The sequence below is a fragment of the Microbacterium jejuense genome (assembly GCF_039544225.1).
In the GTDB taxonomy this organism is placed as follows: domain Bacteria; phylum Actinomycetota; class Actinomycetes; order Actinomycetales; family Microbacteriaceae; genus Microbacterium; species Microbacterium jejuense.
Window position 1 is genome coordinate 347892 of the sequence record NZ_BAABLG010000005.1, and the last position, 13408, is coordinate 361299.

Genomic DNA, 13408 nt, shown 5'->3' on the forward strand with positions numbered 1-13408 from the left:
GTCAGCGTCGTCCGGTCAGTAGGATCGCGTGATGGTCACCCAACGCGCTGTGCGACTGAGCGACGTCGCCGCGGTGGCCGGGGTCTCGAAGGCGACCGCGTCCAAGGCGCTGAACGGCAGCCCGCTGGTGTCGGCGGCGACCACCGCCAGGGTGCGCGAGGTCGCCGAGCGACTCGATTTCCGGCCCAACGCTCTCGCCCAGTCCTTCGCATCAGGGCGCAGCCGGACGGTCGGGCTGCTCACCCACCGCGCGACGGCGACGTTCTCGCGAGCTGTCGTCATCGGGGCCGTCCTCGAGCTCGGGCGTCGCGAGCGGGCCGCGCTCGTCTTCGACGGCAGGATCGACACCCAACACGAGATGACCGAGAGCATCCGCACGCTCCAGGACCGCCGCATCGACGGGCTCCTCGTGGTGGGGTCGGGCTACGGCCGGATCACCCCCTCGATCACGCACCGGTTCCAGGTTCCCGTCACCTATGCGTTCGCGGCATCCGACAATCCCGACGATTCGGTCTTCGTCCCCGACAACGAGCAGGCCGGCTACCTCGCCGGACGACATCTCCTGGAGTCGGGCCGCAGCCGCATCGCCCACGTGACGGCCGATCGGGACGATCTGGCCGTGCGGCGCCGCGAAGCCGGTCTGCGGCGCGCGCTGGACGAAGCGGGGCTCGAACCGGTCGCCACGCTCTACGGCTCGTGGCGGCGCGAGTGGGGTGCGCAGGGCGCTGCGACCCTGCGCGACTCGGGCGTCGCCTTCGACGCGGTGTTCGCCGGGAACGACCACATCGGGTTCGGTGTGCTGGATGCGCTCGAAGAGCGCGGCATCGACGTTCCTGCGGATGTCGCCGTGGTCGGGGTGGACAACTGGGAGGAGGTCATCCTCGATCAGAAGCTGCGACGGCTGACGACCATCGACCTGGATCTGCTCGGCGTGGGGCGCGTCGCCGCCGACAACGTCATCCAGCCGGCGGCGACCGGAGGGGAGCGCTTCGTCGCACCCTCGCTCGTCCGCGGTCCGTCGAGCTGATCGTCGCTCGCGCCGGTCCGCCGCAGCGTCATCCATCCGGATGGATTGACCGAGCGTCCGGTGCGCCGACATACTGATCGCGACTGACGGTGCTCTGGGTGGATGCCGCTGGTCCGGTGACGTTCTTGGTCCCCGACTGCAGTTGCACTGCCCGACACACTGGCTCGAGCTCGTACCCGGAGTCCGGCGGATCGTTCGCCGGTCGTCGCCTGGTCCGTCGCTCGGACTCCTGGGGGACCCGTGGGGAGACACTCGCGCAACACGCGCCTGATCGCGATCGCTGCAATTCTGCTGGCCGCGTTGCTCAGCGCGCCTGACGGGGCCGTCGCAGCGACCGCGCATTCGGCGGCCAACCCGTCGGGGCTGGTGAAGACGGCTTCGTTCTCGGCACCTGCACCAACCATCTCGGGCACCACGCGGGTCGGATCCACGCTCACCGCATCGGTGGGCACCTGGACGCCGTCACCGTCGTCATGGAAGTTCCAGTGGTACCGATCGGGAGCCGCGATCTCTGGCGCGACGGGGAAGACCTATGTCGCGCAAGCAGCTGACAACGGCAGATCGCTCGTCGTGAAGGTATCGGGCACCCGCACCGGATACACGACGCTCAGCAAGTCGAGCGGGGCCAAGACGATCAGTGCGGGAGTGTTCACGGCACCGTCGCCGACGATCTCGGGCACGACCCGCGTCGGGTCGACCCTCACGGCCTCCGCCGGCACCTGGTCACCGGCACCCTCCGCGTGGAAATACCAGTGGTATCGCTCCGGGGTGCTGATCTCTGGCGCGACGGGGAAGACCTACATCGCGCAAGCCGCTGACAACGGCAAGTCGATGACCGTGAAGGTCAGCGGCTCGCGGTCGGGGTACACGAGCCTGACGAAGAGCAGCGGGGCGAAGACCATCAGCGCTGGAGTGTTCACGGCTCCCACACCGACGATCTCGGGCACGGCGCGCGTCGGATCGACCCTCACCGTGTCTGTCGGCACCTGGTCTCCGACGCCGTCGACGTGGACGTACCAGTGGTATCGCTCGGGAACGGCGATCTCGGGCGCGACGGGCAGGACCTACACGCTGCAGACCGCCGACAACGGCAGGTCGATGACCGTGAAAGCCACCGGCACCCGCAGCGGGTACACGACAGTCACGAAGGCCAGCGCCGCGAAGACGATCAGCGCCGGCGAATTCGGCAACTCCGTGCCGACGATCTCCGGAACCCCACGCGTGGGCTCTTCTCTTACGGCGAGCGCGGGCATCTGGACGCCCTCGGCAACGGCAGTGACCTACCAGTGGTACAGGTCCGGGACCGAGATCAGTGGGGCGACAGGGACGACATACGTGCTGCAGCCCGCCGACAGCGGCAAGCAGATCCTCGTCAAGGTCACAGGCTCGCGAGCGGGTTACAGCACTCTCACGGTGTCGAGTGCCGCGACGACGATCTCGGCGGGTGTGTTCACCGCACCGCTGCCGGTCATCACAGGCACGCCCCGCGTTGGCTCGACGATCAGCGTGACCACCGGCCAATGGTCGCCGACGCCGTCGACGTGGAAGTACCAATGGCTGCGCGACGGCGTCGCCATCTCGAGCGCAACCGGCAAGACCTACACGGTCGTCGCCGCTGACGCCGGTGCGGCGCTCACGGTGAGGGTGAGCGGGACGAGCACTGGTTACACCTCACTCAGCAAGGTCAGCGCCAGCGCCACCGCGACATCGCCGGACATTGTGCGGTATCTGTCGGGTGCGGTCACCGAGGACACGACATGGGACGCACTGGACGGGAAGGTCATCGTCTCGGAGTCTGTCGAAGTCGCCAGTGGCGTGCATCTGGTGATCGGTCCTGGAATCACGGTCAAGGGCGTGATCAGCGTCACCGGCACAGGCAGTGTGTCGGCCCAGGGCACGGCGGCCGATCCCGTCGTGTTCACGAGCCAGGCGGACGACTCCCGAGGCGGAGACACCAATGACGACGACGCGCCGAACGAGGTGTCACCCTCCGATTCGCGGTACTGGCCGACAGCGCCTCTTGACGTCCGGTACGCCAACGGGGCCTCGATCGAGCTCGCTCACGTTGAGGTCCACAACGCCTGGTACCTCTTTCAGGGGTACGGCAAGCCCTACGCCGCTGACATCCGCGACAGCGAGATCCACGCGCAGGTGTCGCTCGGCTACGGGGCGCCGAGTCTCAGGCGGACGACGATCGTCGCTTCCCAGGTGGGATCAGAGGGTCTGGTCGTCGCCGGCGGTTCCGATGTGACGGGCGTCATCCTCAGCGGTCCCGATAGCGTCACGCTCGTGGGATCAGCGAGGCAGCGTGCGGTGAACCTTGCATCGTCCACAGTCCCGGCCGGCAGCAAGTACCTGTTGACCTCCGAGTCCGGGGTGTCGTCATTCGTGGGTCTGCCGAGCATTCCCGAGGGCGCGACGCTGACCCTTGGCGACGGTGTCGTCGTCAAGGGCGGTGTGAAGGTGCGCGGCACGTTCGAGGCGATCGGCAGCGCGACCGCCCCGGTCCGGCTCACGGCCTCGTGGGACGACTCGGTCGGCGGAGACGTGGATGGAGAGGGCACCTCCTCCGGGCCGGGCCTCTACTCGATCGCCCTCGATGGCGCGGCGCCGCACGTGCGTCTTGTGCACGTCGAGGTGCTGAACACGCAGGCGCTGTTCGACTACGGACGCTTCGCGAGCGAGTCCGCGCCGGTCATCGAGATTCACGACAGTGAGGTCCACGCGGGAGCGTCGCTCATCAATGGTGCTCCGCTGATCGAACGGACCTCTTTCGAGGGGCCGTTGTCCATCACCGGCGAGCCGGTGGGCGTGGTTGTCGACGGCCCCGATCGCATCACGATGTCAGGCGATGAGCCGTGGGAGCGCACTATCGGCTTCGGCAGCTACGGCCGCACCGAGGGTGAGTACACGCTCTCGATGGCATCGGGAGTCTCCGCCTTCCTCGGCACTCCCGATGTCGGACCGGCCGGCACGCTGATCCTGCAGCCGGGGACACTCGTCAAGGGCACGACGGAGGTCGATGGCGGACGGCTCGAAGCGCGTGGCACGGAAGCGGCGCCCGTCGTGTTCACCGACTGGAGCGACGACAGCACTGCGGGCGACACGAACGACGACGGGCCATCAGAGCCATCTGAGACCTGGGAGTCCGGCACCGCGCGCATCGTGGCGTTGAACGGTGCCCACATCATCGCCACCCATGCGAACGTCCTCTACGGGCAGGACGGGGTCTCGACGTACGATCCCGCCTGGCGGAACGCGTACATGGCGTGGCGCGGGCAATCCTACGCACACCTCGAGCTCGACGACGTGCACTTCACCCACATCTCCCACACCTGCGTGCACGCTTTCGGCGATTATCAGTACGCGAATGCCGCGACGAGCGGTTGGTTCCACGGCACCGTCGAAGACTGCCAGACCGGTGTCGCCACAGACGCAGGTCAGGAGTACCCGACGTTCGACGCCACTGGCGTTCTCTGGGCGACGGCACAGGGGCCGGCGCCCTTCGGCCCGGGCCCTGCAGCAGCAGGGAACGTGGCCGTCATGCCGTGGGTCGGCTGGGTCGACCCACCACCCACCCCGGTTGTCGAGCCCGCACCCGCTCCGCTGACGTGCACCGCAGACCAGGTGGTCATCGCCCTGCGGGGCTCGGGCGAGCCCCCGCAAGGCGTCATGACACCAGACGTCTTCGACCGGTTCACCTATCAGCAGGCCGTCTCAGGCGACGGGCAGGAGACACGCGGCGTCGGCAACATACTGCTGCGAATGCTCACCGGGCAGGTCGTCACGTACCCCGCGATCGGGACGGACAACGCGTACTCCGTCACGCGCCAGGGCCTTGGCGCGCTCGGGCATCTGGAACAAGTCGACCCCGACCGCGCCAACAGCACCCTCCTGCTGCCGGTGCTCTACGCAGCGGAGCCCGTCAGTTCCCTGGGGAGCTGGATGACCGTGAACGACAATCCCTGGGGCGGGGTGTACTGGCCGGCGACGGGTCAATGGGCTCACCTCGATTCCACCGGCTTCGTCTCCTATATGAACAGCATCCGCCAAGGCATCGGGCAAGTCGTCCGATACGTCGACTGGGCCACCGACAACTGCCCGGACGGTACCGACATCGTTCTCGCCGGATACTCGCAGGGCGCGATGGCCATCAGAATGGCGCTGGCGGAGCTGGAGTCCCACGACTCCGAACTCCTCGGCCGCATCGATCTCGTGCTGCTCGTCGCGGACCCGCTGAAGAGCAAGGCCGGAGGATTCGTCACCCGGTCCGGAACGGACGACTGGTCGACGAACGGCTTGATCAAGGAGGTCTTCGGCCTGGGCGCCGCCAGGGGAGTCGCCACGTGGATCTTCGATGAGGCACAGGTCGACGCCGCATACCCGGCGGACATTCCGTTCCTCAGCATGTGCAACGCCAAAGACATCATGTGCACTCTCGGCGGGGACGTGGGCGTCCACACGGGGTACTCGGTCCAGGACCTTGACTCGATGGCAGGTCTGGCAGCCGTGTGGATGGAAGCAGAGTAGAGCGGGGCGCAGGAGACATGCCGATCCGAGCCGAGGGCAAAGTATGAGCATGCCGTCGTCAACCGGAAGGCGAGGTCACGTCAACGCATCGGCCTCGGTGGGGATGTCTGTCGTGAATACGCCGGTGCGGGTCACCCTGGCGTACCAGTGCGCGGAGTCCTTGAACGTCCGCTCGCCCGTCGGATAGTCGACGTGGAGGAGCCCGAAGCGCCGGGAGGTGCCGAACGCCCACTCGAAGTTGTCCATGAACGACCAGGCGAAGTAGCCCCGCACGTCCGCGCCCAGCGCCCGTGCGTCCGTCACCGCCGCCAGGTGGTCGCTGACGTAGGCGATGCGGTCGGCGTCGTGCACGCGACGCGCGCCTTCCTCGACGACCACGACGTCGTCGAACGCTGCCCCGTTCTCACTCACGACGATCGGCACGCCGGGGATCCGATGGTGGATGCCGAGCAGCAGCTCGCTGAGACCGCTCGCGTCGACCGTCCACCCCATGGCGGTCTGCGGCCCGGGCTGGGGGACGAACTCGACGTCATCGGCGGCCACCCACGGCGAGGCTGCGGACGGCGTGTGGCCGTCGAGACGGGGGCCGCCCGTGGGCCCGGTCCGCCGGCGCACCAGCGTCGGGTTGTAATAGTTGATGCCGAGCAGATCGATCGGCTGCGCGATGACCGCGAGGTCGCCGTCGAGCACGAACGACCAGTCCGACAGCGCGGCGGTGTCATCGAGCAGATCCTGCGGATAGCGGCCCTCGAAGAGCGGGCCGACGAACGCGCCGTTCGAGAGCGCCTCGATGCGACGCGCGGCTTCGCGGTCCTCGGGGCTGTCTGAGGCACTCCGGATCGGGCGAAGGTTGAGCGCGATCGACAGGCGCGCGTCGGGGAGCACTTCGCGGATCGCTGTGGCTGCGAGCCCGTGCGCCAGATTGAGGTGGTGTACGGCGGCGAGCGCCGCAGCCGGCTCGGTGCGACCGGGCGCATGGGCGCCCGCCGCGTAGCCCAGGAACGCCGAGCACCACGGCTCATTGAGCGTGATCCAGGTGTCGACACGGTCGCCGAGCTGTTCCGCCATCCGGCGCGCGTATTCCGCGAACGCGTGCGCGGTCTCTCGCACCGCCCACCCGCCCTCGTCCTCGAGCTCCTGCGGCAGGTCCCAGTGGTACAGGGTGACGTAGGGGCGGATGCCGCGTGCCTGCAGTGCCTCGAGAAGCTCGACGTAGAAGCGCACGCCGGCGGGGTTGAGGGGTCCTCGTCCACCGGGCTGCACGCGCGGCCACGAGATCGACAGCCGGTAGGCGTCGACGCCGAGCTGAGCGAGATGCTCCACGTCCTCCTGCCAGCGGTGGTAGTGGTCGCACGCGGTGTCGCCGGTCTGCCCGCCGAGCACCGCGCCGGGAACGCGGCAGAAGGTGTCCCAGATCGAAGCGGTGCGGCCGTCCTCGAAAGCGGCTCCCTCGATCTGGTAGGCGGCGGTGGCCGCGCCCCACACGAAGTCGTCGGGCAGTCGGCGGTAGGGGGTGGTGATGTCGGTCACGATGGACTCCGTTCGGGATTCGGGCAGGTCTCAGGGGGCGGTGACGACTTCGAGGTACGGTGCATCGGCGCCCGCCTCGCGTGATGTGAACTGGACGTGCGGGCCGTAGGCGGCGACAGCACCGGTCAGCGCCACGCCCAGCGGTTCACCGGCGGCGATGGCGGCCTGGACCGCCGCGGTCACGTCGACCTCGTACCATGCGGAAGCCCCTCCCGACACCGGGAAGGTGCTGATCCGGTCGCCCAGCGGGGGCATGGTGTTCCAGGTGAGGGCTGCCTCATCCCAGGCGGGCGAGGGGATCGCGTGCACGCCGACCGGCGTCGTGGCGGACTCGGTGCTCACGCGTCCGAAGAGGTGGATCTTCGCCGAGGCGACCTCGTGGCCCGCCGCGGCGTCGAGCGCGAACGTCAGGAACGAGATGCGCTCGAACCCGCTGCCGTTCGTCGGGTTGTTGCGGACCTCGAGGTTGCCTCGCCCGTACGCGGTGTCGCTGAACGCCCCGTTGCGGACGTGCGCGTCCTGCGAAGGCTCGATGTGGCCGGGGTCGCGCACGACGATCGTGGCGCGCACCGCGCCCCACGTCGCGCCGGACCGGACGATCGCACCCACCGTGGCCGTGCCGCCGCCGACGCCGGTGACGATGCCGTCCCCATCGACCGCGACCACGCCCGGGTTCGCCGACACCCAGTCGACGGCAGCCGTGGACAGGTCCACCGCGGTCCCATCCGTGAGGACCGCTGCCGCCTCGAGAGGCCGGCTCTCTCCCACCACCAGTTCCGGCACGGGTGACGGCGACAGCGATACCTCGCCGATGCGGGGCGTCGTGGCGAGGCTGTCGGCAGCGGCTGCGGCATCCGTCCCGTACACGCGCACCTCGAGCACGCTGTTGAACGCGCTCGCCGAGTTGCCGTGCCCGACGATGCGCACATAGCGGGCGGAACGGTCCCTGAGATCGTACGATTCGAGGTCGTCCGTCGTGCCGGTGGTGACGATGCGGTCGAGCCCGGCGTCCCACGTCTCGCCGTCGCGCGACGTGAGGACGTCGAACGTCGACGTGCGTGCGAAGCCGTTGTAGAACGCAAGGGCTGCCGCGGCCACGTCGGTCCGGTGCCCGAGGTCGAGCGTGAGAGTCTGGCCGTCGCCCTCCGCGCTCCACCGGGTGCTCAGGCTGCCGTCGACGGCCAGTGCGGCGCTGTTGCCGTCGTCGCTGCTCGCCGTCACGCCGGCGACAGGCAGCGCGAGTCCGGTGGTGCCGTCACGGTGCAGATGCACCTCGTAGGTCGGTCCGGCCTCGGCGCCGCGCCGCGTCTCGATCCGCACCACCCCGGGGACGCCTGGGGCCTTGGTGACCCGGGCCGAGACACGGGCGGGGGTGCTGACGCCGACCTTCGGGATCGTCGTGCGGGCGGCATCCACCGTCACGTCGTAGCGGAAGCGTCCGCCGGCGAAGTCCGTCAGCGATTTGCCGTCGAGCTTGATGCCGGTGAGCCATTCGCGATCGTCCGCGGTGACAGCCCAGTCGGCGAGACGAGTCAGCGCCGGAGCGGTCGCCTCAGGCTGCTGACCGGCGTCGAGGGGCACCAGCCGCACCGCGACGGTGGCATCCGTGACGTCGGGCAGGTGGATCATGATGCTGCGCAGACCCACGGGGTCCCGCTGGGAACCCGGATCCGAAACCCAGGGGAGCGGACCGGCGTCACCCACGGCGATGGTGCCTTCGGGCGTGATCAGCTGCAGCCACAGCCGCTGTCCGCCGCGCACGAGCATCGCCGAGCGCCCATCGTCCGCGACGGTCACATCGGCGCGGGTGAGCAGGAACTGACGGTAGTCGATGGGCTCTGCGCTCGACACCTCGTCCTGCACGAGCACCTGCCGCCGGTCGTCGAACAGCCGGATGCCGCGCTCTGCCCGCTCGACGCGTCCGGCGTAGAGCGGCGTGAGGTCGGTGACCGAGTACCACTCCCGGTCGGTTGAACCCGTGTCGGTGATGCGCGCGCCGGCGGCGAGCGCCTCGGAGGCCACCGGTCCGGTGCCCAGCACCATCGTGTTCTGGCCCTCGGCACGCGTCGTGAAGTAGTCCCAACGTCCGCCCTGGTCGAGCTTCCAGTCGAAGTACGCGCCCTGGTAGGCATCGGCACCCTGCTCTTCAAGCCACCGCATGCCGTTCGCCTCGAGGATGAAGTCGCCGGCATCGAGGTTCATGTGCGCCGCGACCTGGTCGTAGCCTGCGCGCAGGCCTTTGGTGGCGACGTAGGTGGCATACGGGTCGTCCCATGCGCTGCGGGCTGTCGCGACCTCGGTGCCGGCGAACACGGCATCCGTCTCGGGCGGATGCGGCGCCGCCGCCGCGGCATCGGCGTCGTACCAGAGGATGTCGAGCGGACTCGCGCCGAGGTCGGCGCGATCGGCCTGCCAGGCCGTGAGCTCGGGCTGGTCGTACCGGTCGCCGAGCCACATCATGAACGGCGAGTGCCAGCCGCCGACGACGCCGCCGAAGAGCTCGGTACCGCCGTCGCCGTAGTTGAACGTCTGCGCGGCCGGGCCGGTCACGTGGATGCCGAACGCGCCGGTTTGCGAGAGGCCCGGCAGGTCGGAGAGCCCGAAGTCGGTGCCGGTCGCAGTCGTGAGCGCCGCGAGATAGGTGACGAGGTAGTCCGTGCCGTACTGCCAGTACGAGGGGCTCTCGGCGTACGCGCCGTCGGGCCCGTACTCGGCGATGCCGTACTGGATGGACCGGACGCTCTTGCGCAGCACCTCGTCGGCGATGGCCGGCTCCTCGTCACCGATCGCGAGCGCGCCGAGTGCGACGGCGTTCGAGACGAGGTTCCAGTTGTGGCTCTGCCCGACGAAGAAGTTCGATCCGGTGGTGTCGTAGTACGGCAGCGCCACCTGGAGGGACTTGTTGACGATCGCGGTGCTGACTGCGTCGCGCTGCGGCTCGGTGAGCGCGTCGAAGAGCCAGTCGTAGCCGATCGCGACCGTCATCGTCATCTCGCCGACGTCGAGGAAGTGGCCGGGGTTCCAGTCTGAGAATCCCGCCGCGGCCATGAGCTCGGCGACGGCGCGGTCGGTGTAGCGCGCGTCTCCCGTCATCTCGCCGACGAACGCGAGTGTGAGGATTCGGCGTTTCATTTCGCGGACAGTGGTGAGGATGTTCGCGGAGGCAGGGCGGGTCTTGGGGGAGGTCGGCAGGACCGCATCCGCGTCGCCGGCAAGGTCGGCGAACCATTCGGCCACGCGGGGATCCGTCTCGACCCTGTCGCGCGCGACGTCGAAGGCGTTCGCATCCGCCAGCAGTCGCGGATGCTGCGGCTTCAGCAGCTCGACGATGTTCCCGGGAGGTTCGACGGGTGCCGGGGACGCTGCCGCCGGGACGGCCGTCGAGCGGCCGACGGCTGCCGTCGCCGGGCCGGCGATGAGGGTGCTGACGACGATGGCCAGGGAGGCGAAGACCGCGGTCATGCGGCGCGCGGACGTGCGACTGTGCCGGTCCATGTGGGGGCCCTTCTTCTTCGACGGGTGTCCGGTGGGGTGCGGCGTGCGCCGCGGCGACGTCGGGAGGTCGCCGCCGAAAGGTTAAAGCGTTTTCACTCTCGTCGTCAAGCATCGATCGCGTCGGCGGCGTCGGTGACGGTCCGGCATCCCTGGGGCCGCGCGATCGCGTCGGCGCGAAGGGACCGCCCGGAGTCGCGTCGATGGGGCCGGATCAGGCGCGCGGCGGCGCGACGCTCTCGCGCACGACCACGTGCGTCGCGAACATCGCGTGAGGCTCCACCGGCTCGGCCTCCAGTGCGAGGTGCGCGGCGGTACGACCCAGTTCGACCGAGGGGATGTGCACCGACGTCAGCCGCAGATCCGCGGCGAGCGGGGAGTCGTCGAAGCCGACGATCGAGATGTCTTCGGGAACCGAGAGTCCTCGTTCTCGCAACGACTGGATGACCCCGGCGGCCACCTGGTCGGTGTGCGCGAGGACCGCGGTGAACGAGGGGCCTCCCGCGGCGAGCACACGGTGCATCACGGCGCGGGCCGTCTCGCGGCTCCAGGCGGAACCCACCTCCAGGGCGGGGTCGCGTTCCACGCCGAGGTCGGCCATCGCCTTGCGGTAGCCTTCGCGACGGCGCACCGTGAAGCTGCTCCCCTCGGGTCCGCCGAGCAGCAGAATCCGCCGGTGGCCCCGGGAAATCAGGTGACTCGTCGCAGCGTACGCCCCGCCCTCGTTGTCGTACTCGACGACCGGGCATTCGGCGCCGGCGCCGAGGGGCGGGCGTGCGCACAGCACGAGCCGCGTACCCGACGCCTGGACCGACGACAGGAACGCGGACATGCTCCGGTGGTAGTCGTCGGACTCCACGACAGCTCCGACGAGCACGATCGCCTGGACGTGCTGGGCATGCATCTGCCGCAGAACCTCCAACTCGCGGTCGTTGCCGGTCGTCCCGATCAGGCTCAGCTTGCCGGCCTCGTCGACCGCGGCCGCGATGGCCTGCACGACCGATAACAGGAACCCGTCGTCGAGCTGGCGGACCACGATGCCGATCGTGGCGCTCTTGCTGCCGGTGAGGGCCCGTGCGTGCGGGTTCGCGACGTAGTCCAGTTCCTCGACGGCCCGCATCACCTTGTCGCGGGTGCGAGGTGCCGGCGGATAGCTGCCGTTGAGGATCCGCGACACGGTGGACACCGAGACCCCCGCCCGCGCGGCGACGTCCCGGATGCTGGGCCGCTGGCTCAACGCAGGACGAGGGGTGTCATCGATGGTCACGCGGCGATCGTAGCCCACGGATCCTGCAAGCGTTCGTCAGCCGGGCGCCGGAACTCCTCGGCGTCCCTCGTGGCGGCCCCCGGAATTCTGCGGAGAAATCACTTGACACCCCGATGTAAAGCGTTATAACTTTCCGTGCAGCGCCCGTCGCTCGCACGATCCCACGTGCACTGCACTCCGGCGGCAGCCCCAGAGAACCCGAATCGGCCGCCCGCCGTCCGACCGTCAAAGGAGAAGGTTGTGTCATCCATCCCGCCCCGTCGTCATCGCCGCACCGTCGCGGCCCTCGTCGCCGTCGCTGCCACTGCGTTCGTGCTCGCCGCGTGCAGCAGCTCCACTCCCGCCGAGGAGGGAGGCGACCAAGCGCAGGGTCCTTCCGGCACCATCACCCACCTCACGCACCTCGATCCCGCCCGCTTCGAGCCGTATGTGAAGGCGTTCCTCGAGAAGTACCCCGACGTCGACGACGTCAAGATCGAGCGCCTCACCAACTACGGCACTGAGATCAAGACACGCATGTCCACCGACGACTACGGCGATGTGCTCAACGTCCAGGGCGTGTCGCCCGACCAGCTGCCGGACTTCTTCGAGCCGCTCGGCTCCTATGACGAGATGTCGGAGACGTACCGCTGGCTGACCAAGACATACGACGGCACCACGTACGCGATCCCCGACCTCGGCAACGCCTGGGGATTCCTGTACAACAAGGACGTCTGGGCAGAGGCCGGCATCGAGGACTGGCCGACCACTCCGGACGAGTTCATCGAGGATCTGCAGACGATCAAGGACGAACTCCCGGACGTCACGCCGCTCGTGACGAACTACAAGGACGGCTGGATGCTCAGTCAGTGGGAGGGCTACCGCGGTCTGGTCTCGCTCGACCCCGACATCACTTACGACATGAGCACGTGGGACGACCCATGGGGCTCCGGCCACGACTATGAGGTGATCGACGGGCTGCTGTATGACGTGGCCGCCGAAGGACTCATCGAAGCGGATCCCACGACGGCGACGTACGACGAGACGAAGATCAAGATCGGCTCTGGCGAGATCGCCACGATGCCGGTGGCCTCATGGGCGATCACGCGTGCAGGCGGCGACATCGAGAAGGCCGGCCTGGATCCGGACGTGCTCGGCTACATGCCGTTCCCCATCCAGCACGACGGTGAGTTCTACGCCGCCACCGGCCCCGACATCTCACTGGGCATCAACGTCCATTCGAAGAACAAGGTGACCGCGCGCGCGTGGCTCGACTTCCTCGCCGACGAGTCCACCTACTCGCAGGACATGGGCGGGCTCTCGCCCCGCAAGGACGGCCCGACGCCCGAGGTGCTGCAGGACTTCCTCGACAACGTCGAGATCTTCGAACTCAACCTGCCGCCGGATGGCGAAGAGGCCCGCTACAACGACGTCAGCACCGCCGCCGGGATCATCACCACCGACGGCCGGTACCGCCAGGAGCTCATCGACGCGGCGCGAACCGGGTCCGAGACGAAGAAGCAGGCGTTCGATCGGCTGAACGAGGCCTGGGCGAAGGGCGTCGCGAGCGTCGACTGACGCCG

At 68.8% G+C, this 13408-nt stretch carries 9 protein-coding genes; 3 read left to right on the forward strand and 6 right to left on the reverse strand.

The features are described from left to right. Positions 1–31: 31 nt before the first annotated feature. On the forward strand, positions 32–1027 hold the full coding sequence (locus tag ABEA46_RS11190; protein ID WP_345544626.1) for a LacI family DNA-binding transcriptional regulator: 996 nt from the start codon (positions 32–34) through the stop codon (positions 1025–1027). Positions 1028–1557: 530 nt separating this feature from the next. On the opposite strand, the gene ABEA46_RS11195 is transcribed toward ABEA46_RS11190, so the two are convergent. The 3 genes from ABEA46_RS11195 to ABEA46_RS11205 all read right to left on the reverse strand — a co-directional run bounded on the left by ABEA46_RS11195 (position 1558) and on the right by ABEA46_RS11205 (position 2280). Further along, positions 1558–1707, reverse strand: coding sequence for a hypothetical protein (locus ABEA46_RS11195; RefSeq protein ID WP_345544627.1), 150 nt, complete (start codon positions 1705–1707; stop codon positions 1558–1560). A 117-nt stretch (positions 1708–1824) separates the two neighbouring features. Then, positions 1825–2013: a hypothetical protein gene (locus ABEA46_RS11200; protein ID WP_345544628.1), complete on the reverse strand. Its 189-nt coding sequence runs from the start codon at positions 2011–2013 to the stop codon at positions 1825–1827. Between the two features lie 78 nt (positions 2014–2091). Further along, complete coding sequence (locus tag ABEA46_RS11205) at positions 2092–2280, reverse strand: hypothetical protein (RefSeq protein ID WP_345544629.1); 189 nt, start codon at positions 2278–2280, stop codon at positions 2092–2094. A gap of 193 nt (positions 2281–2473) precedes the next feature. Between ABEA46_RS11205 and ABEA46_RS11210 the strand changes: the two genes are divergently transcribed. Then, complete coding sequence (locus tag ABEA46_RS11210) at positions 2474–5557, forward strand: cutinase family protein (RefSeq protein WP_345544630.1); 3084 nt, start codon at positions 2474–2476, stop codon at positions 5555–5557. 75 nt (positions 5558–5632) lie between these two features. On the opposite strand, the gene ABEA46_RS11215 is transcribed toward ABEA46_RS11210, so the two are convergent. From ABEA46_RS11215 to ABEA46_RS11225, 3 genes are all read right to left on the reverse strand, one after another. After that, positions 5633–7087, reverse strand: a complete 1455-nt coding sequence (locus tag ABEA46_RS11215) for a GH1 family beta-glucosidase (protein WP_345544631.1) — start codon at positions 7085–7087, stop codon at positions 5633–5635. A 30-nt stretch (positions 7088–7117) separates the two neighbouring features. After that, positions 7118–10582: a CBM96 family carbohydrate-binding protein gene (locus tag ABEA46_RS11220; RefSeq protein WP_345544632.1), complete on the reverse strand. Its 3465-nt coding sequence runs from the start codon at positions 10580–10582 to the stop codon at positions 7118–7120. A 211-nt stretch (positions 10583–10793) separates the two neighbouring features. Further along, complete coding sequence (locus tag ABEA46_RS11225) at positions 10794–11846, reverse strand: LacI family DNA-binding transcriptional regulator (protein ID WP_345544633.1); 1053 nt, start codon at positions 11844–11846, stop codon at positions 10794–10796. Positions 11847–12086: 240 nt separating this feature from the next. Between ABEA46_RS11225 and ABEA46_RS11230 the strand changes: the two genes are divergently transcribed. Then, positions 12087–13403, forward strand: coding sequence for an ABC transporter substrate-binding protein (locus ABEA46_RS11230; protein WP_345544634.1), 1317 nt, complete (start codon positions 12087–12089; stop codon positions 13401–13403). Positions 13404–13408: the final 5 nt, after the last annotated feature.